The sequence below is a fragment of the Salinispora fenicalii genome, from assembly GCF_000514815.1.
Classification (GTDB): domain Bacteria; phylum Actinomycetota; class Actinomycetes; order Mycobacteriales; family Micromonosporaceae; genus Micromonospora; species Micromonospora fenicalii.
This window is the reverse complement of record NZ_KI911472.1, coordinates 75,121-94,354: the sequence shown is the minus strand read 5'-3', so window position 1 is coordinate 94,354 and position 19,234 is coordinate 75,121. Positions and strand designations below refer to the sequence as shown.

The following is a 19,234-nucleotide window of genomic DNA, read 5'->3' as shown; positions in this document are numbered from 1 at the left end:
CTAGCTCGCTATCAGGGCCCCGCGACCACGGCGTCATTGCCCGGCATCCGGGTCACGCTGGGGAGTTGCAGCACGTCCGCTGCCGAGCGGCCACTCGTCTCGCCGGTCGGGCACATCGCCGTCAGCAGGAACGACTGCCAGGCGATGTCGATCGGATGCGCATCGGGCAGGCCGACCTGGTAGTGGCTGAGGTTGATCCCGGCGGATACCTGGCGACCGCCATCGCGGCTGTGCAACGAGAACATCATGTGACCGATCACCAGACCGTCATGGCCGAAGAATTCACCGCACGGGGTAGGAATCGAGAGGATACCGAGACCGTAGCTTCCAGCTTCCGGTAGTCCCGGCAGCATCGGCACCCCGGCGAGCATCTCATCGAGCATGGCCGGGCTGAGCAGATCACCGCCGAGCAGCGCCCGGAAGAACGTGTTCAGGTCCGCCGTGGTCCCAATCATCTCGCCCGCCGTCCAACCCCAGCTCATGTTGAACTCGCTGAGGTCACGAACCCCGAACGGAGCGAAGTAGGCACCACTGTGTGGGCCACGAATAGTCGGATCAGTGCCAGGGAATGAGGTCCCGGTGAGCTTCAGTGGCCGCAGAATACGCCGCTGCACCTCTGCCGCCGCCGGGTTACCAGTGATCGACTCGATCAGTAAGCCGGCCAGGATGTAGTTCGTGTTCGAGTAGCTGAACTCCGCCCCGGGCGCGTTGGTCGGCGGCATGGCCAGGCCCGTCGCAACCAGGTCGGCTGGTGCGTACGTCGTGACCTGCATCTGGTTGATCGCCGCCCACGAGTCGAGCATCGCGTTGGTGTAGTTGCCGATGCCGCTGGTGTGGTTCAACAGCATCCTGACGGTGACTTCGGCGCCACGGTCACCCGGCACGAGCTCCGGCAGCAGCTCCCCGATCGGGTCGTCGAGGCCCAGCCGGCCCTCGTCAACAAGCTGCAGCACAGTGGTGGCGACGAACGTCTTGGTGATGCTGCCGATGCGGTGCCGCAGCTGCGGCTGCATCGGTCGGGGGCTGGTCAGGAACGCCTGGCCGGCACTGCCGCGCCAGTCGTGTCGGCCGTCGCGCACGGCCGCCAGCGCACCCGGAACGCCAGCTTCGGGCACCGTGGCGAGTGCGGTGCGCAACTCGACCCGATCCAGCCCGCCGGCGGAGCTTCCGCCGACGGGCGTAGTTGGTAACGCGGCAGCAGATGTGGGCACCACAAAGGCCGCAGCTGCCAGCGTCACACTGGCAACCGCGATCTTCAACGCCCGAGGAATGATAGACATATTGCGATCCTAGGTGGCGCCTGCAACTAGGATCTCGCCTCCACTCCGATGATGGCCATCGGAGCGATGCAGTTCGGTATCCCCGCCACCGGGTGCTCTGTTCGCCGCACATTTGGCTCAGTACCTACGCTGGCCCACATCGCCACGTCCCGGGAGGAACAATGAGGAACGCCTCTACGGTGCGGGCCGAAGCTTTGTGCTATGCGGTAGCCGAACGCGAGATTTTCGCTGACGTTTCGTTCGATGTACCCTCGCAGACGTCGTTGGCAGTGACCGGGCCCAGCGGTACGGGAAAGACGACGCTAATACTGTGTCTCGCGGGGATCCTGCCACTGGCTGACGGTCGCGTCTGGATCAATGGTCAAGAACTGACAAGTTTGTCGCCGAGGACGCGTTCGGCGTTGCGGCTACGGTCGGTCGGCTTGGTGTATCAGTTCGGTGAGCTTCTGCCCAAGTTGACACCGTTGGAGAACGTGACCCTGCCGGCGCTGTTGGATTCCGCACCGCGGAGGGCGAGCTACGAGCGGGGGAAGACACTGCTGCATGATCTCGGCGTTGGAGAGCTTGCCGACGCCGCGACCGCTACCTTGTCCGGCGGTGAGCGCCAACGGGTTGCAGTGGCGCGTGCGTTGATCACGCGGCCCGGTGTCATCCTTGCGGACGAGCCGACCGGGTCTCTCGACAGCGCCTCGGGGCAGGTCGTCAGTGATCTCCTGTTCGACCTACCGCGACGGTACGGCTGCGCGCTGATCGTCGTCACGCACAACGACCGGGTCGCCGCGCGCGGATCAGCAGCTTGCTCTCGACGGGGGTCGCCTCACCGCGATGTCGGCGGGTAGCTCGTGAACCGTGCATTCGTGCTGCTCGCTGCCGCTCATCGCGCGGGGCGACGGGCCGGCGCTGGTGCCGTGACGCATCGTTGCTCCCTGGCCGTAGCTGCCGCAGTGACCTTGCTGACCGCGTGGACCTTCCTCCGTCTTCAACTGGGTGCTCTCCTTCGGCGTAGCCGGCGTGACCATCCTCGCCCTCGCCGGCATCCTGGCCGCCACCGGAATCGTCCTCAGCCAGATCCGGTCCCTCGGTGTGCTCACCACATACGATGCCCGCACCCGCCTCTACCTCGGCATCGCCGCTATCGCCGCTGCTCTCACCCTGCTCTGCGGCACCACAGCCGCACGCGCCGTACGCACCTGGCACCCGTCCAAAGACTGAACGGCCGGCTACTCCTGGCAGCCAAATCAATAGCGCGTTAGTGGCCGGTTCTGGCAGCCTGCTGGATATGCCGGAGATTGCTTCACCGCCGCTTAGCCTGCCCGAACTGCAGGAGATCGCCGATGCCGGCGGGCAGGTAAAGTACCTGTTCTTCTGGGGGCATCAACCCCAACCAGATGGCAGCATCGGCGCGGGATGCCTGAGCCAGTGGTGGCCGGCTCCCTTCATCGTTGATGGAATTCGATACGTCACGGCTGAGCACTACATGATGATCGGGAAAGCTCGCCTGTTTGGCGACGAGAAGATTGTCACGCAGATGCTTACAGCGTCGCATCCGGGCGCGGTCAAGGCCCTGGGCCGGCAGGTCCGTAATTTCGACCAGGCCACCTGGGATGCGCACTGCTTCGACCTGGTCGTCGCCGGCAACGTGGCCAAATTCAGCCAGCACCCTGGACTCGGGCAGTACCTCTCGCGCACAAAGAAGCGGGTCCTGGTGGAAGCCAGCCCGGTAGATCGGGTCTGGGGCATTGGCCTATCCGCCACGGACCCGCGTGCGGCTGATCCCGCCCGATGGCGCGGTCGCAACCTCCTCGGGTCTGATGAGCACCCGCGCGAAGCTCGCCACCGGATGAGCCCCGGCGCCCCGGCAACCACCGCAGGGAACGAAACGCCCTGACGCGGCTGTTGGCCGGCACCCTGGTTCGGGTGCCGGCCAACAGTCTTTCTCCCCCTTGTACGGGTTAGGTCTGTGGGTGGGGGTTTGTTTGTGCCTGGTGGTGTGGGTGGGGTCAGCTGGTCCAGTGCTCGGCGACGAGGTCGGCGGCCTGGGTCTCCCACTGGGCGTAGTGGAACGGGTACGCCGACACCTGCACCGTCTGCGCGGCTTCGGTCAACGGCATGTCCTGCCAGCCCTCGACCTGCTTCAAACCCTCCAGGAACGCGGTGGTGGAGTAGGCGGGGTCGGTGATCTGCTCCACCGTGCCCCAACCGGACGACGGGCGCTGCTGGAACAGGCCCTGCGAGTCGTGNTCGTTGCGGTCACCCAGGTGTCCCAGGTTCTCCAGCTTCGACTCCTGCAGGCTGGTAGCGATNGCCACGACGGCGGCGCGCTGGTCCATGTCGGCGTTCTTGGTGGCCTCGATGATGGCCTTGACGTTGCCGGTCTGCTCGTCGCCCAGGTCGATGCGGGACTGCTCACCTTGGGTGCCGTGCGGGATCAGGGTGTCCATGTCCGGCTTCTCGGCCTGCACCACGGCAGCGGCCGAGGCGGGGGTAGGGGTGGTGTCGGTGAGGGTAGCCAGGGGGCCGGCGACGACACCGGTGGACAGGGCCAGACCAGCAACACCAAGCACACTACGACGCAGAATCGTGTTCATCAGGGGATGCTCCATTCGGGGGTCGACACCCATCACACGCACGCCCGAAGGGGGGTTCGGGCGGCAAAGGGGTGCAAGCACCGTCCGGCGCTCAAAAGAACAAGAAGAGAAGAAGGGGGTCGGCGACCGCGGCCCTCACCAGAGAGGCACACACATACGGCGCCGGGTCCAGATGTAACGACCGGCCGCCCACCGTCATTCCCGGGGGCTGACCCGGCTGGCATCCGCCATCGGCGGGGCGCCTGCTCGGTCGTACGCGTGGTGTAACGCCCCGACGGCGGCCGGGATTCCGCCGCCACCGTGCCCCCGACCACACCCCAAATCGGCATAGACCGCACAGTCGTGACCGCGACGTCACAGATGAGGTGGTCGTCACCAACCAGCTGTTGTAGCCGGGTGAGAAACGGCAGCATGGCACGCCTGCGTCGCACCACCCGCGCATCTCATACCCCGTAGAGCATCCTAGGAAAATAGAATGCCCAACTCCGGGCGGCACCTGGGCGGCCCACGACCAGGGCGCGCGCTTCGCGGCTCTACGAGATCCTTGTCGAGTTACCCTGCCCCACCGCATTTTCCGCAGCGAAACACACTGCCCGTATCCCGAACAGCAAGAAACAAAGATCCGTAGTGCGCCAGGCGTTGCTGGCACACACCGCCGACGAGGAGCGAGAGCTTGCGGGACGACTAAAGCCCGTACTCGGTGACCGGGAGTGGAAAATCTCCGAGCGGAAGATGACGCGGACCGCACCGAAGTGGACTCTCGGCTTCATGCCACACTGGCTGGCATCGGCCGCCCGCCCCGAGGAACGCAAGGCGCTGCCGGCCGCGCCGGTCACCTGGCTGATGCGGGGCAGCTTGAAGAGACAACGGCGATTGGCCCTCGGGACACAGGCCTGAGTCGCCGGGCTGACGACTCAGGTGTCGGCCTGGACGAGCACCAAGCCCGACATGGGGACTCCTGGTGCCGCCGCACACCACTCTTACCCTGGCAGCCCTCGCTATCCTGACGATCTGCGCCGCCGACAACAAGATCAAGACTGCGGGTCGCTGTGCCGGCAACACCTCTTCAGCTAGAAGCCGACCTACTCGCCCAGCGGGTCCCCCGCTCTCACAGCAGTGCGAGATAGTTATCCACGCTGCTTGCGCTGATGCGTCGCCGTGAGTACGAATTGGCGGTTGTGTAGTTGTACTCCTCGATGCTGATGTACGAGCCGTCGATGCCGGCCACCCAGGCCACGTGCCCGTACTCTTCGTGATTCCACTGGGCGATGAACCGTGCTGTCTGCCCCACTCCACCGTCCGCTGGTGTTCCCGTACTGGTCGAACGCGGTGGTGAGCTGGGCGCCGGTCATCCCGCCGGCCGGCGGCGCCGCGGCCGCCGATGGCGCGGTCACCATCAGGGTCGGCCACCCGTCATCAACGCCAGAGCCGCCACCACCACACGCCAACGCTTCCGGCATGTCGCCCCCGCCTTCGTGGTTGGCGGCGAGGCCATCAAGTGATCACCGAGCGTCAGCTCAGCCGAACGTCCAATCTAGAGACGAGCGACGAACGGCCAACTTGCCGCGACACACAGTGCCGCCGCCGGCGGCCAGACCCACCACCACGCGGACCGGTGCCGACGGAACCCGCCGACCACCAGGCATCCCGCCCCCGCCACGGTCAACGCGAAGATCACAAGCCACAGCGCCGGCCGGAGGTGGTGAGTCAGATCCGGGTAGAACCAGAGGAGCAGGTAGGCGTGCAGCGTCAGCAGCGGCACCAGCACGACCGCCACGACGATCACGGTCGCGGTGCGGACCCAGGCCCAGCCCATGCCGGGCTTTCTAACTTACCGCGGCTCTCAGCGTCAAGGCCCGCAGGCAGGGCCGACAGACTGCACCTAGACATGTGGAAAGTCGGTTGTCGGCGACAGTGAACTCCGGGACGCTTGGCGGCATGTCGTTGTGAGGGCAGCACCTTCGTCGCCACGCCATTGCGATCGGCGGCCGTCCACCCAGCCCTGACGAGAAGTGAGCGTCCTTGTCTGCTCTACCTTTCCGGCCGGAGTCCCGGCCGGCACCCACCCCTGCCACCGTTACCGTTTTCACCTCCCCGACCAGCTGGGTCGAGTCCGACGCCGTCGACCAGTGCCACCAGGTCGCAGCCCTGGATGGGATGGTTCATGTCGCCGGAATGCCGGACCTGCACCCCGGCAAGGGCGCCCCGATCGGCGCCGCGATGGCCTCGACCGTGCTCTACCCCCACCTGGTCGGCTCGGACATCGGCTGTGGCATCGCCGTCTTCCCGATCGCGCTGAAGCGGGTCGTACCGGAACGGCTCGCCGCCCGCTTTCCCGACCTGGACCGCCCGCTCGACCCGGACCGAGACGCCGACGACCCAGCCTGGTCCGTGCTGGACGGTGACATCCCCGCCGGCCACCTCGATGGTCTCGGTACCGTCGGGCGGGGCAACCACTTCGTCGAGCTGGCCCGCGTCGGCGAGGTCCTCGACCCGGGCCACGCCGCGCGGCTCCGGCTCACCGCCGGCGACACGGTCCTCGTCGTCCACAGCGGGTCACGCGGCCTCGGCGAGCGGATTCTGCGTGCGCACACCGAACAGCGCGGCGCCGGGCCCGCCGAGAACCCGGCCGCGTACCTGGCGCGACACGACGACGCGGTGCGCTGGGGCTCGCTGAACCGGCGGCTGCTGGCCGCCCGGGCCGCGATCGCGCTGGGTGCCGAGCCGACGACGCCGATCGTGGACCAATGCCACAACCTGGTCGAGGTACGCGACGGACACTACCTGCACCGTAAGGGCGCGGCACCGGGCGACGGCCGGGACGTGCTCGTCGCCGGTACCCGCGGAACCCCGTCGTACCTGGTGGCCGCGCACGCGGGCGCCCAGGCCAACCATTCGGTGGCGCACGGGGCGGGCCGCAAGATGTCCCGGGCGGACGCGCTGCGCCGGGGCCGGGCCAAGCACACGGTCAAGGAGCTGCGCCGTACCCCGCTGGGCTCGCTGGTGGTCTGCGGCGACCGGCAACTGCTCTTCGAGGAGGCGCCGACCGCGTACAAGCGGATCGAGCAAGTGGTCGGCGACCTGGTCACCCACGGGCTCGCCACCCCGGTGACGACCACGGTTCCACTGGTCACCTACAAGACCCCGGACGTGGGGGTCACCCCGCGCGGCGACCGACGAGCCGAGCGCCGGCGGCGGGGGCAGCGATGAGCCTGTACCTGCTGCTGTCGGCTGGTCGGGGGCCCCAGGAGTGCGCGTGGGCGCTGGCCCGGCTGCTGCGCCGGCTGGAGGCCGACGCCGCCCGCAACGACGTGGACGTGGCACGGCTGGACAGCGTCGTCGGCGACCGCCCCAGCACCTACCGGTCCGTGCTACTCCGACTCACCGGCGCCGAGGTGGAGGCATTCGCCGACGGCTGGACCGGGACGTTGTGCTGGCAGGCGCCCAGCCCCTACCGCTCCGGTCAGGGCAGAAAGAACTGGTACGTCGCAGCCCGACGATGCGAGGTAGACGCCCCGGTCACCCCGTTCACCGAGGCGGACGTGGAGGTGCTTGCCGTACGCACGGGTGGGCCGGGCGGCCAGCACCGCAACAAGGCCAGCACCGCGGTGCGGGCCACACACCGCCCGACCGGCACCGTCGTCGTGGTCGACACCGAGCGACAGTTCAGCCTCAACCGCAGCATCGCGCTGCGGTTGCTACGGCAACGGCTCACGGCCGGTGACGAGGCGGCCGGGCGGGCGCTGGTCGCCACCCGAAGGCGTACCCACGACGAGCTGGTCCGCGGCGATCCGGTGCGGATCGAACGGCCCTGACCGTGCTTCCGGCCTCGGCCGGTCCACGCCGAGCAGTACGGGCAGACCGCTCTCTCGGTTCTCAGTTCTTTGCCCCGTCGGGCCAGACGGTCTCACTGGAACGCAGTGGCCGGCGCGAGGCCCAGGTGGTGGCGGTCTCGCGCCGGCCAGTTCAGCCGCTACAGATTCCCCGTATTTCGCGGGCGTCTGGATTGGCTCCTTCGGGGAAGGGCATCAGGGAAGCACTTCGAAGGTCCAGGTCTTGGCACCGGAGCTGATGGTAGTGCCGTTGGCGGCAAGCACGCCAGTGACCTCGAAGGTGACGTCGTAGGTTCCGGCGGCGTCGAAGCCCCAGTTGACATGGGCGTGGGTGTTGTAGTTGACATTCAGGCTGTCGGGGAGCCCGTCACCGCTGTCGAAGAGCACCGTCGGGGTGCCGCCGAAGACGGTGTAGGCACTGAAGCCGGCCGGCCCGGTGGCATTGGTGAGCCTGAAAGTGACCCGGTTGTTCTGGAACACGCCACTGGGCACCTCTTCAGTGTTCCAGCCGGCCCACAGCAGCTCAGAGCTGCTGGCCTGCGGTAGCACCCACGCTTGGTTGTCGGTGCCGAGGAAGGACCACTTACTACCGCTGGGCACGGTGACCTTGGCGGTGTTGGGGACGCGCAGGATGACATCGGCGGGGTCGCGCTCCACCGAGTCGTCGTCGAGCAGGTTGACGGTCAGTGCGCCGCCGGCGTAGTCGACGTCGAGGACGTCAACGTGCCCGCTGGAGATCACGACCGGCGTTGCGGCAGCGGGAGTGGTGGTGCCGGCGAGCAGCGCGGCGGTGAGGGCGAGGCCGGTGAGAATTCGGCGACGGAGGTGCATGGTGCTCACCCCTGAACCACGACGCGCAGGGTGACCGCCTCGCTGCTGATCTGCTCCCCGGTGTCGGCGAGGGTGCCGGTGGCGCTGAAGGTGACGCAGTAGGTGCCGGCGCGGTCGAAGGCCCAGTTGTAGTGCTGGTGGTCGCCAGCGTTCAGGGCGATGGTGTCGGGCAGACCGTCACCGCTGTCGACGAGAACGTTGGGCTGTCCGACCGCGTTTTCAACGTAGAGGGCGAGTTCCCCGGGCCCGCTGACCGACTGCATCGCGAGGGTGAGCTCGTCGTCGGTGAAGAGGCCGGCCTCGACCTCTTCGGTGGCGACGCCAGGCCATACGAGATCGGTGTCCTGGATCTGGGGCAGGATCCACACCGTCGACACGCCGGGGGTGCCGAGGAAGTCGAAGGCGGGGTCGTTCGGGACCGTCACCTCGGCCTGCTGCTTGACGACGATCTTTACCTCGTCGGTGGCGTATTCGACGTCGTTGTCCTCGTCGTGGACACCGAGCTCCAGCTCGCCGGCCTCGTAGGCGATGTCGACCAGGTCGATGTGCCCGGAGCTGAACCTCACCAGTGATGCCTGTGCTGGTTGCGTTGCCGTAAGCAGCGCTGCGGTCACCGCCCCGGAGGCGAGCAGCAGGCGGATGGGCTTAAGCACGAAAGAACTCCTTCCCCGCGGTCCCCCTTGGACCGTGATTATTGGAAATGATAGTCATTTTCTCAGGCTGACGGGAGGCGACCATCGGGTGGGGTCGGTCACGGTGATCTACCGGGAAGCCGCTGACGGTGCCGACGAGGAGGCCGGGCCGCCCCCACCCGCCGCCATCGTTTGGCCAGCAGACCGTGCCGAGGTGCGAGCAACCACGCAGCGAGAAAGACGGCCGTGGCAATCAGCACGATGGTTCCGCCCACCGGCGTGTCGTAGCTCCACGACAGATACAGACCAATGACCGCTGCCGAGCCGCCGATCACCGGGGCAAGCAGCATCATCACGCCGAGTCGGTCGGTGAGCAGACGAGCCGCCGCCGCAGGAGTGATCAGCAAAGCGAGGACGAGAATGTTTCCGATCGTCTGCAAAGAGATCACCACGGCGAGGGTGACCAAAACGTAGAGCACAATGTCGAGCCAGAAGACCGGAAGCCCCATCGAGCGCGACATCTCCCGGTCGAGGCAGACCGCGACAAACTCCTTGTGCAGAGCGAGCACCAGGCCGAGGATGACCAAGCCGGCGCCGCCGACGACATAGACGTCCCGGTCGGGAATGCCGGTGATCGAGCCGAACAGGAACTGCTGCAGGGACCCGGCGTACCCCGGGGCCTGTGAAATGATCACAATGCCGAGGGCGAACGCGCCAACGAGGAAGACACCGATGATCGAATCCTCCTTGACCCGTCGATTCTGCGAAAAGATCGCGATCAGCAGTGCGGTGGCGACCCCGGCGACTGCTCCGCCCAGGACCAAACTGCCCTGCAGGACGAAGGCGACCGCGATCCCCGGGAAGACCGCGTGAGCCACGGCGTCGCCGATGAAGGCCATGCCCCGCAGGACCACATAGCAGCCCACAACGCCGCATACGATGCTCGACATGACCGCGATCGCCAAGGCCTTCGGTAGGAACGCGAGGTTGGGGTTGAACAGGTCGGTGAGGAAGTCGGTGATCGACATCAGATCGCCTTCACGAGCTTCAGTAGCGGGGAGTTGTCACTCACGCCGAAAGTTGTCGTCCACAGCGCGGCGTCCTGCAGGTCCGCCGGGTGTCCATCGGCGATGATCCGGCCGTTGAGCAGGACCAGACGGCTACAGGTATCCACTGCGGCCACGAGGTCATGGGTGGTCATCAGTACCGCGTGCTCCGCACCGGCCAGACTCATGAACAAGTCACCCAGTAGTTCCTGGGTGGGCATGTCCAGCCCGGTGAACGGCTCGTCAAGCAGAAGGATCCGTGGCGCGAGAGCCAGCGCGCGAGCGACCAGGACGCGTTGACGTTGCCCACCGGACAACTCACCGACCGGTCGGCGACGCAGCTCGGTGAGCTGTACCCGGTCCAGCGCGGCGCCGACCGCCCGCCAGTCGGCGACGCCGGGGCGGCGGAACAGCCCCATTCGGCCCGTCCGGCCACTCAACACGGCTTGCTCGACGGAGATGGGAAAGTCCCAGGTGAACTCGTGGCGCTGGGGGACGTACCCGATCTCGCAGCGGCCGGGGCGCGACGGCTTGCCCCCCACCAGCACCCGGCCGGAGCGGATACTGGTCAGCGCCAGGATCGCGCGCAGCAAGGTGGTCTTGCCAGCGCCGTTCGGGCCAAGGAGCCCGACCAGCTCACCCCGGTCCAGGCGGAGGTTGATGTCCCGCAAGACCGGTCGGCCACCGAGATCCACCTCCAGCTGATCAACCTCGAGCTCGTTCAACGGTCGCCCCCGGACAGCGAGGTCCCGCCTTCTCGCTCAGCCTGCCGCTTGGCCCGGCGTCCCCGCAGCAGCAGAAGCACCAGGCCGGTGGCGAGCAGGACCGCCAGCGTCACCATCGCCGGCAGGAGCAGAGTCATGGACTCGGCGGCTGGCTTGCCGGCCTCAGCGCGGTCACTGACCGGCGAGGTCTGTTCCGCCGATCCGGGGAGGTCGGCGGTGGCGGTATACGCCTCGTCCACGCTGGTGCCGTCGCCCACCGCGAAGCGCAACATGCGGGTTGCCGACACTGTCTCACCGCTGATCAGGTCGGCGGAGACCTGCACCGCGATCAGGTAGACGCCTGGTGCGGTGAAGACCCAGTTGGCGTGGGTGTGGGTGTTGACCTCGGCCCAGAACGGCTGTGCCTTCGGCTCCACGGAGCGCCACAGCGGCTCGGGGGCCGCGAAGTTCCCCGATTGCAGGTACGTCGTGAGGGTTCCGGGGCCGTCCACGCCAAGCAAGGAGAGGGTGACGCCACGGTCGATGCTCTGCATCACCCGGGGATCCTGGGTGTTCCAGCCGAGCCAGACGACATCGGGGTTCTGGACCTGCGGCACCACGTACACCTGTGCACCGGCGTCAACGCCAAGAAACTCGTACGCCGGATCCTCCGGGACGGTCTGCAGTGCCGCGTCGGACACCCGCAACACCGTCTCGTCGGGGTCACGCCACACCGGCTGCGCCGGTGTACCGTCGTGAATCATCAGTGTCCACTGGTCATCGACGTAATGGGGGCCGAGGTCGATGTGTCCGGCGCCGAGTTCCGCCCGACCGGTGGTGAGCGGCTGGTCGGCGGCGATCGACTGGCTGAGCCCCGGGGTGGGCTCCTGCGCCGCCGCGGCAGCCGGCATCGTCGTCAGCACGATCAGCACCGCGAGCATGCAGCGTGGGAGCAGTCCGCGTACGCGGGTGCGGCGTCGCACCCATCCGGATGTCACTGAGGCCTCCCCTGGTTGGTGGTGGTCAGGCAGTCACGCAGCGATTCGGCGTTGAACCGCATCATTTGCACGTAGTTGGTGATGTCGCGGTCGAAGGTGTCGCCGTAGATCGCACACACCCGGAGCCCTTCCTCACGGGCCACCTCGTTGAGGGTGGTAGACCGGGCTGCCAGGTTCGGCTCCAGGAACACCGCCGGGATCTTCAGGTTGCGGATCGTCTCGGTAAGACGGCGCCGGTCGGCAAGGCTCGGTTCGACGGCTGGGTTCGGGGCGACGAAACCGGAGATGTTCACCCCGTACGCCTGGCCGAGGTAGCCGAAGGCATCATGAGTGGTGATCAGGTGCCGTCGCGACGGCGGAATCTCGGCGATCGTGTTCCGCACGTACGTGTCAAGCTGCTCCAATCTGTGGATGTAGGCCGAGGCGTGCGACCGATAGGCCGCCGCACCTCGGGGATCGGCCTCGATGAGGGTGTCGCGGATGAGTTCGGTGTAGGAGATCGCGTTTCGCACGTTCTGCCATAGGTGCGGATCGATCTCCCCGTGCACGTGTTTGCCGAGTACCGCCTGCGGAAGCTGGTACACCCGACTACCGGGTCGGCCGAGGAACCGGAGCCGGCGATCGCCGGGCACCTCCAACAACGCCTTACCCGGCACCTCGATGACCGTGCGGGCCGGATCGTAGATCCGCTGTTCGGCCTCCCCGCTGCCCTCCGGGTCGGCGAACAGGTAGAGCCGTTGCTGGTCAAGGTCAACGGTGAGATCAGCGTGGCCGGCATTCAGGACCGTCGCCTCGGGCATGCCCGGCACCGAGTACGGATCCACCCCGACGGCGAACGTGAACACCTGCTCGCCCATGGGAACCGATGGTGCCTGCGGGTCAACGGACAGCGTCGCCCGCATGCTCAGCCGGTAAACACCGGGTTTGGTAAATGCCCAGCTCATGTGCGTGTGCGCGTCGGGTGGGAGCACGGCGGTGTCGGCACGGAAGCCATTGGCCGGATCGAACCCGTCGGTGGAGTCGATGTAGACCGACGGGTTGCCGAACGACTCGGTGAGGTAGGCGACCACACCACCCGGACCGTCGGCCGATGTCGCGCTGAGCAACACGTCCGAGGCGCGGTTCGCACCATGCACCGCACCGGTCCCACGTACCCGCATGCCCAACCAGAGGGTGTCCAGCGACACGTCCTCGACCAGCGGGATGATCTCTGCGGCGTACTTCACCGCTCCCTCTGCCAGCGAGATGTTCGGCACCCCCGCGCGCAGGTTGGCGTCCAGCGCCTTGATAACGGACTGCTCTTCGAGTAGCAAATAGTTACTGAAGGCGACGTCGGCGTAGACCACGTCCCGGATGTCGCGCAGCGACGGCTCATAGCTGTGCGGATCGGCACCGTCGCGCACCAGCGAACTGACTGCTACCCGGTCACCGCCGACGTTGTGCACCAGGTCGCGCAGGATTCCGGTGGTCGTGATGACCTGCAGGCGCTCGTCGTTCGCGCTCAACGCCACCTCCGACCGGCACCCGGCGACCAGCCCCACAATCAGTAGTGGCAGGATCGCCCGCCGCAACCAGGACCGGGGCGCCGGAATCACGAGCCCTCCTGGTTGGCGCCAGCACGGCGACGGGCGAGCAGCACCAGCAACGCCCCGGCGACAACGAGGACGACGCCGACCGCGCCGGCCAACAACACCCACCCCGCGCCCGTACGCGGCAGCGGGCCGGTGCTGCCCTGGTCCTGTCCGTCGTCCCCGGAGCCGCTGCCCGATCCGAAGCCACCGCTCGGGTCGGTGCTGTCGCCGACGGCGATGGTGAGCGTCTTCGTGTCGGTAACCGCCGTGCCGGCGGTCGTGGTGCCGCCCATCTGCACCGCGAGGCGGTACAGGCCGGGCTTGGTGAAAGCCCAGTTGCCGTGCGCATGCGTGTTCAGCGGGACAGCCAGCTGCTGCGGGAACGACGTCGTGGAGTCGAACAGCACGTCGGCCTCACCGAACGAGCCGGTCAGGAAGAGTGCGAACCGCCCGGGCCCGTCCACGCCCTTCAGCGTCCAGGTGACGTCGCCTTTGATACCGGAGACGACCGACTCGTGCTGCGTGTTCCAGCCCGGCCAGACGATGCCGGACTGCTGGGACTGTGGCAGCAGCCAGACCGAATCGCCCTGCGCGCCGAGAAAGTCCGCACCCGCGGGTACAGTGATCTTCGCGTTGTCCTTGATCCACAACACCACGTCGGCGGTCTCTCGCCAGACAGCCGGGCTGGTGCGATCATCCCTGATCCGAATTGTCCAGTCGGCTCCGGAGAGTTGCGGTCCCATATCGACGTGTCCGTCGGCGATGACCTGCCGGGCACCCGTCTCCGTGGTCGTGCCCGTCTTCGCGGCGGCCGGTGCCATCGGCGCGGCGAGAGGTTTCGGTGTCGCGGTCGGCCTCACTTCGGCGGCGGTCGGGGCGAGCGCCATGTCCGGCTGGCTGCCGGGCCGCGGTGGCTGCGCAGCCGACGGCAGCACCTGCCCGGCCGGGACGATCTCGGGTACGCGAATCCGATACGTCGCCTCAGCGCTGGCCGCCCTGCCGGAGCGCAGGTCCGCCGACACGGTCAACGTGAGCCGATAGTCGCCGGCCGCGTCGAAGGCCCACACCACACCACCGGTACGCGTAGCCGCTGACAGTCGCAGAGACCGCGGCAGATTCGTGCCGCTGCCGAACAACGCGGTCGCCCCTTCGAGGCCCGACAGTCGGTAGGCGGTGAAGGTGCCCGGCCCCTCGATCGACCGCAGGCGCAGCGTCAGCGTGTCCTCGGTGACAGCGCCCAGAGGTACGCCGGTGGTGTCCAGGGCGGGGAACCCGGTGTCGCCGGCGGACAGCGACCACACCGGCTGACCCGCCGGCCCCAGGAAGGCGAGGGCTGACTTGGCCGGAACCCGGCCCGCCAAACCCCCGTCGGGGCCGAGCACCACCTCGGCCGGGTCGTAGCCCGGCACGTCGCGGGCCACCTGGCCGGCGTCTCGGATCCGCAGTGACATCGCGTCACCGTCGAGCGTCACCGAGACCAGGTCCGCATCGGTCGCGCCTATCGTGGCCGTTTCAGCGATGGCCGGCGCGGCCCCTACGGCCAGGGCCAGGACGGCCAGGGCAAGGCCGGCCGCGCCGGCACACCTGCTTTTCATCGTCATTGCTCGCTCCCCGGGCGACGTGGTGGTGTTGTCTCGTGCGGTCCCTGAGCGGCACCGTTGTTGGCAGCGTCCTGCGGCGTCGTCCGGCTGGCCTCCATCCGGCCCTGCTCACGGGCGGCGGCCACCGCCTGCGCAATCGCTCGAAGCCGCCGGCGGCGGGCAACGACCAGCAGCCACCCGGCGAGTCCGATCGGGATCAGTAGGGCCAGTTGCAGCCAGGGCACCGCCCAGACGGTGGCCCGCGCCGTGTCGCCCCGCGGTGGTGGGTCCAGGACCTGGTCGCCGACAGCGGCGGGGGTGACAGTGAGCCTCGTGGTCAGCCGGAAGAGCGGCGGCACACCCGTCATCCGTACGGTGGTGGTCACCTCACCGCCCGGCAGGATCTCCGGCAGGTCCGCCGCTTCCACGGCACGCCGGCCGAGGTCGAGAGGGCCGGCCACCTCGAGCGCGGGTAGACCGGTGAGCCGGACATTGCCGGTGTTGCGGACGGTGACGGTGGCGGTGAGCGTGCCACCGGCCAGGGGGTTGAGCGACCCGGTGTGCCGTACCCGAAGGTTCTCGACAGTCAACGCGGGTCTCAGCTCACCGGTGACCCGCAGGTAGATCCGGGCACCGACGCGGTGGTCGACGGCGACCTGGTTGCCCTGGCCATCCGCCACCGTGGTGGCGAGTGACGCGACAACACCTCCGGCGTGGTCGCCTGGTGTGGCATTGTCCGGCACCGAAAGGGTGAACGGAACATTCAGTCGCGACGTTGACGGGATCGTCACACTGCGTTGGGTGAAGCGGACCCAGGCACCCACATCAGTGGGTTGCTGACCGCCGGCCAGCAGGTCAAAGCCGCCGCTTTCGGTGGTGAAAGCGTCGCTCGCGTAGAGGTTCAGGGTAAGCGGACGCGTCGAGTGGTTGGTGACCGCAACGTAGTCGGTCAGTGTCGCGCCGGGGTCGAGCTTGTAGGTGAACGCCGGACGGCCGTTCGGTCCGTCCGGACTCGATGGCGCCACCCCCCAGGTCACGGCGGATGGAGCCGACGACGGGCCCGACGACCGGCCCGGTGGCGGCGTGGGTGGGGCCGGGGCGGCGCTAAGGGCGCTAAGCAGGGAGAGGCCGGTGGCGATGGCGGCGAGCAGACGCATGGGGGCGACGATTTCCGTTCCGTGGGGCAGGAGATGGGGTGGGCGGGCGCGGTAGCGCTCCGCCCACCCCGCAGCTGTCCGGGGCCGAGAGTCAATGCCGGGCCCTCGGACCGGCCGGCACCCTTAGATCGCGGTAAGGGTGAGGGTCGCGGTGTAGGTTCCCGCGGCCGTCTCAGTGGGCAGGCTTAGCCGCAGCCCGGCGCCCAGTTGGGCGGTGCCCCGCCCGGCCTCGTTCGGTGCCGAGCCCAGAACCGCACTGCTGCCGAGGCCGCCGCCGCTGCCGACGACGTACGGTGCCACCTCGGGACCGGCGACGACCCCCTGGCCATCACCCTGGGCCAGGACCCGGGGGGTCCAGCCGAGGTAGCCGGAGCTGAAGGTGGCACCGTCGGGACCGGCGAAGTCGTCCGGGATCTGCCCAGATGCGCTCCAGCCCGGCTGACCGGCACGCGTGTCGGTCACCGTGACCGGCCGAAGCTCACCGTTGCTCTCCCACCGGTCACCGGCGCTGGTGAGCTGGGCGGGTGGCAGCACCACCGCCCGGTCGTCCGGGTCAACGCTGATGACCAGGGAGCCCTGGGTCTCGTCGATAGACGCGGTGATCGTCTGCGAGCTCCCCGGCTCGGCGGGCGCGAACGCCACCCAGAGAATAGCCGGCTCGCTGACGGCCGAAACCACGTCATCCTCGTCGTAGAGCTTGGCCACGTACTCGCAGGCGTTCAGCTCCCGGGTCGCGGTGAACGAGTAGCTGGCGCCTACTTCGCCCGGGATGACCGTCCACTCCGTCGCCCCCGGACACCTGCTGAACCAGTGGTAGGAATCCAGCTCGGTCTGCGGCGTCTGCACCGCGTTGAGCGTGACGGTGTCGTTGGGCTGGTACTCATCGGCCATGCCGCTGACCGACAGGCTGACCTCCGAGCCGTCACCGGGCAGTTCGCCGACGAGGAACGAATAGTCCACCGGGCCGGTACTGATCATGGTGCCACTGATCAACGTCGCATCGACCTGGAACGTCAGCGTGTAGTCGCCCAGCGCGCTGAACGCCCAGTTCGAGTGCGCATGAGTGTGCACCGGCACATCGATCGCGTCCGGAAGCCCGTCGTCCCCACGGAATTTGATAATCGGACCGCCGAACGAGTCCTGGGTGAAGAGCGTGACGTTACCCGGCCCCTGCACCTCGACCAGGCTCAGTCGCACCGTGTCGTCCTCGAACACATCGGACTCGAGTCTCGTGGTGTTCCAACCCGGCCAGAGCAGATCCGGGTCCTGGGTCATCGGCAGCAGCCAGATCTGACTACCTGCCGGGCCGAGGAAGGCGAACCGGGGATCGTCCGGAACGGCCATCGCCGCCTCCGGCAGGACCTGGAACGTGACGTCCGCCGGATCCCGGACCACGGCTGGGCTGACCGTGTCGTCGTTGACCTTCAACGACAGCCCGCCGTCGCTGTAGCGCACGTCGATCGCGTCGGCGTGCCCCTTGGACAGCACCACCTTCTCCGCCGCCGACGCAGCGACCGGCGCCGTCACCAGGCCAACGGCCACCGCCCCGGCTAGTAGGGCCGCGAAGCCGCGAGCCCGCACCGTCGCATTCATACCTCCCCTTTCACACCGCGTGCCCGGGCGGTGGTACGTGGTGATGTCACCGTCGGTCTGCCGGGCCAGCAGATCCTCGGCTCACACGCCGCGAAGCGTGCCGAAAACGGTAACGACAACGGTTTTCATTATTGCATTGTTGGTCAACCGGTTCCACACAGGGACGGCGGCGACCCCACGCACCGCCAGCTACACCTGCCCCGCCCGGTGCCCGGCCCCCGCCACTGGGCAGGACCTACTCGCCCCCTTGACCTTGCCCCTTGGGCAAGCAGCACCGTGGTCCGTGCCGGCCACCCGGCCGGGAACGAGGAGGATGACATCGTGGAGCTGCTGACGATCGGTGCGTTCGCCCGGGCGGCGCGGCTGACACCGAAGGCGTTGCGCCTGTACGACGAGGTGGGGCTGCTGCCGCCCGCGGCGGTCGATCCCGAGTCCGGCTACCGGCTCTACGACCCGGAGCAGTTGGCGCACGCTCGGCTGATCGCCCAGTTACGCCGCATCGGCATGCCGCTGACCGACATCCGTACCGTGTGCGACCTGGAGCCGGACGCGGCGGCCCGAGCGGTCACCGACTACTGGCAGCAGGTCACCGCCGACACCGCGACCCGCGCACACCACGTCGCCCGCCTCGTCACGCACCTGTCCCAGGAGGGCGTCACCATGTCCGCAACCAACCCCACCCCGACCATCCGCTACGCCGTCCGCTGCAACCAGGGCAACGGGCGCGACAGCAATGAGGACGTCGCCTACGCCAGCGACCGGCTGCTGGCCGTCGCCGACGGCACCCGGGGCGCCGGCGCCACCGCCAGTAGCGCGGCCATCAACGCGCTCAAGGCGCTCGAACTGACCGACCGGCCCGCCGTTGACCTGCTCGCCATGCTGGCCGCGACCATCGACGACGTCGATCGTGCGGTACATGCCACCGGCACCGACGACAACCAGCCGGCCACCACCCTGACCGCGCTGCTGCGTCGCGGGACACAACTGGCCTTGGTTCACATCGGTGACACCCGCGTCTATCTGCTCCGCGGCGGTGAACTGGCGCAGCTCACCCAGGACCACACCTGGGTGCAGCGCCAGGTCGAGTACGGCAAGCTCAGCCCCCAGGAGGCTGCCGCCCACCCGCAGCGCGCCCTGCTCACCCGGGCGCTCGGTGGTGGCAGCCAGCCTGTCGAAGCCGACCTGGCGCTGCGCACCGCCCTGGCCGGTGACCGCTACCTGCTCTGCTCCGACGGCCTGTCCGCCGTCGTCAGCCGAAGCGACCTGCACGCCGCCCTCGCCGAGTCCGGTGAACCCGAGCCGACCGCACAACGGCTGATCGACCTGGCCTATGCGGCCGGCGCGCCGGACAACATCGCCTGCGTCGTCGCCGACATCATCGCCGCATAGGGCGCCGTCGCCGTGTAACGGCGGCGTCAACC

At 68.1% G+C, this 19,234-nt stretch carries 19 protein-coding genes and 1 pseudogene; 7 read left to right on the top strand and 13 right to left on the bottom strand.

The window, feature by feature from the left end:
- Nucleotides 1-11 precede the first annotated feature (11 nt).
- Nucleotides 12-1,136 (bottom strand): serine hydrolase domain-containing protein, encoded by a 1,125-nt coding sequence (locus tag B116_RS0121400; protein WP_027661262.1) that lies wholly within the window; start codon nucleotides 1,134-1,136, stop codon nucleotides 12-14.
- A 305-nt stretch (nucleotides 1,137-1,441) separates the two neighbouring features.
- Here B116_RS0121400 and B116_RS25675 point away from each other — a divergent pair, with 305 nt between their 5' ends.
- The 3 genes and pseudogenes from B116_RS25675 (at nucleotide 1,442) to B116_RS25670 (ending at nucleotide 3,124) form a co-directional block, all read left to right on the top strand.
- Nucleotides 1,442-2,119, top strand: coding sequence for an ABC transporter ATP-binding protein (locus tag B116_RS25675; RefSeq protein WP_223874647.1), 678 nt, complete (start codon nucleotides 1,442-1,444; stop codon nucleotides 2,117-2,119).
- Between the two features lie 172 nt (nucleotides 2,120-2,291).
- The gene (locus tag B116_RS0121390) at nucleotides 2,292-2,492 is read left to right on the top strand and encodes a hypothetical protein (protein WP_223874646.1); all 201 of its coding nucleotides are present in this window, start codon (nucleotides 2,292-2,294) and stop codon (nucleotides 2,490-2,492) included.
- Nucleotides 2,493-2,559: 67 nt separating this feature from the next.
- Nucleotides 2,560-3,124: pseudogene (locus B116_RS25670) on the top strand (NADAR family protein).
- 156 nt (nucleotides 3,125-3,280) lie between these two features.
- Here B116_RS25670 and B116_RS0121380 read toward each other — a convergent pair.
- Nucleotides 3,281-3,868 carry a hypothetical protein gene (locus B116_RS0121380; protein WP_027661260.1) on the bottom strand — a complete coding sequence of 196 codons (588 nt, stop codon included), beginning with the start codon at nucleotides 3,866-3,868 and terminating at the stop codon, nucleotides 3,281-3,283.
- Nucleotides 3,869-4,495: 627 nt separating this feature from the next.
- On the opposite strand from B116_RS0121380, the gene B116_RS25665 reads away from it, so the two are divergent.
- Nucleotides 4,496-4,765, top strand: a complete 270-nt coding sequence (locus B116_RS25665) for a hypothetical protein (RefSeq protein WP_223874645.1) — start codon at nucleotides 4,496-4,498, stop codon at nucleotides 4,763-4,765.
- 211 nt (nucleotides 4,766-4,976) lie between these two features.
- Here the strand turns inward: B116_RS25665 and B116_RS28505 are convergent, their stop codons facing one another.
- Both B116_RS28505 and B116_RS0121360 read right to left on the bottom strand, forming a co-directional pair.
- A complete protein-coding gene (locus tag B116_RS28505) occupies nucleotides 4,977-5,159 on the bottom strand; it encodes a hypothetical protein (RefSeq protein ID WP_018722513.1) in 183 nt (60 codons plus the stop codon).
- A gap of 243 nt (nucleotides 5,160-5,402) precedes the next feature.
- Complete coding sequence (locus B116_RS0121360; RefSeq protein WP_027661259.1) at nucleotides 5,403-5,684, bottom strand: hypothetical protein; 282 nt, start codon at nucleotides 5,682-5,684, stop codon at nucleotides 5,403-5,405.
- A 206-nt stretch (nucleotides 5,685-5,890) separates the two neighbouring features.
- Here B116_RS0121360 and B116_RS0121355 point away from each other — a divergent pair, with 206 nt between their 5' ends.
- Nucleotides 5,891-7,078: an RNA ligase RtcB family protein gene (locus B116_RS0121355; RefSeq protein WP_027661258.1), complete on the top strand. Its 1,188-nt coding sequence runs from the start codon at nucleotides 5,891-5,893 to the stop codon at nucleotides 7,076-7,078.
- The gene (gene prfH / locus B116_RS0121350; protein ID WP_027661257.1) at nucleotides 7,075-7,683 is read left to right on the top strand and encodes a peptide chain release factor H; all 609 of its coding nucleotides are present in this window, start codon (nucleotides 7,075-7,077) and stop codon (nucleotides 7,681-7,683) included. Before B116_RS0121355 ends, prfH begins: the two co-directional genes overlap by 4 nt.
- 213 nt (nucleotides 7,684-7,896) lie before the next feature.
- Here the strand turns inward: prfH and B116_RS0121345 are convergent, their stop codons facing one another.
- From B116_RS0121345 to B116_RS0121305, 9 genes are all read right to left on the bottom strand, one after another.
- The gene (locus B116_RS0121345) at nucleotides 7,897-8,532 is read right to left on the bottom strand and encodes a choice-of-anchor M domain-containing protein (protein ID WP_397540860.1); all 636 of its coding nucleotides are present in this window, start codon (nucleotides 8,530-8,532) and stop codon (nucleotides 7,897-7,899) included.
- A gap of 5 nt (nucleotides 8,533-8,537) precedes the next feature.
- A complete protein-coding gene (locus B116_RS0121340; RefSeq protein WP_027661255.1) occupies nucleotides 8,538-9,185 on the bottom strand; it encodes a choice-of-anchor M domain-containing protein in 648 nt (215 codons plus the stop codon).
- A 98-nt stretch (nucleotides 9,186-9,283) separates the two neighbouring features.
- Nucleotides 9,284-10,192, bottom strand: a complete 909-nt coding sequence (locus B116_RS25655) for an anchored repeat-type ABC transporter permease subunit (RefSeq protein ID WP_050591904.1) — start codon at nucleotides 10,190-10,192, stop codon at nucleotides 9,284-9,286.
- On the bottom strand, nucleotides 10,192-10,935 hold the full coding sequence (locus B116_RS0121330; protein ID WP_027661254.1) for an anchored repeat-type ABC transporter ATP-binding subunit: 744 nt from the start codon (nucleotides 10,933-10,935) through the stop codon (nucleotides 10,192-10,194). The genes B116_RS25655 and B116_RS0121330 overlap by 1 nt, the downstream gene beginning before the upstream one ends.
- On the bottom strand, nucleotides 10,932-11,855 hold the full coding sequence (locus B116_RS0121325; protein WP_188116066.1) for a choice-of-anchor M domain-containing protein: 924 nt from the start codon (nucleotides 11,853-11,855) through the stop codon (nucleotides 10,932-10,934). The genes B116_RS0121330 and B116_RS0121325 overlap by 4 nt, the downstream gene beginning before the upstream one ends.
- A 53-nt stretch (nucleotides 11,856-11,908) precedes the next feature.
- Nucleotides 11,909-13,507, bottom strand: coding sequence for an anchored repeat ABC transporter, substrate-binding protein (locus B116_RS0121320; RefSeq protein WP_027661252.1), 1,599 nt, complete (start codon nucleotides 13,505-13,507; stop codon nucleotides 11,909-11,911).
- Complete coding sequence (locus B116_RS0121315; protein ID WP_027661251.1) at nucleotides 13,504-15,084, bottom strand: TIGR03773 family transporter-associated surface protein; 1,581 nt, start codon at nucleotides 15,082-15,084, stop codon at nucleotides 13,504-13,506. Before B116_RS0121315 ends, B116_RS0121320 begins: the two co-directional genes overlap by 4 nt.
- On the bottom strand, nucleotides 15,081-16,220 hold the full coding sequence (locus tag B116_RS0121310) for a WxL protein peptidoglycan domain-containing protein (protein ID WP_027661250.1): 1,140 nt from the start codon (nucleotides 16,218-16,220) through the stop codon (nucleotides 15,081-15,083). Before B116_RS0121310 ends, B116_RS0121315 begins: the two co-directional genes overlap by 4 nt.
- A gap of 123 nt (nucleotides 16,221-16,343) precedes the next feature.
- Nucleotides 16,344-17,813, bottom strand: coding sequence for a choice-of-anchor M domain-containing protein (locus B116_RS0121305; RefSeq protein ID WP_188116060.1), 1,470 nt, complete (start codon nucleotides 17,811-17,813; stop codon nucleotides 16,344-16,346).
- Between the two features lie 321 nt (nucleotides 17,814-18,134).
- Between B116_RS0121305 and B116_RS0121300 the strand changes: the two genes are divergently transcribed.
- Nucleotides 18,135-19,202, top strand: a complete 1,068-nt coding sequence (locus B116_RS0121300) for a MerR family transcriptional regulator (protein WP_026321764.1) — start codon at nucleotides 18,135-18,137, stop codon at nucleotides 19,200-19,202.
- Nucleotides 19,203-19,234 lie beyond the last annotated feature (32 nt).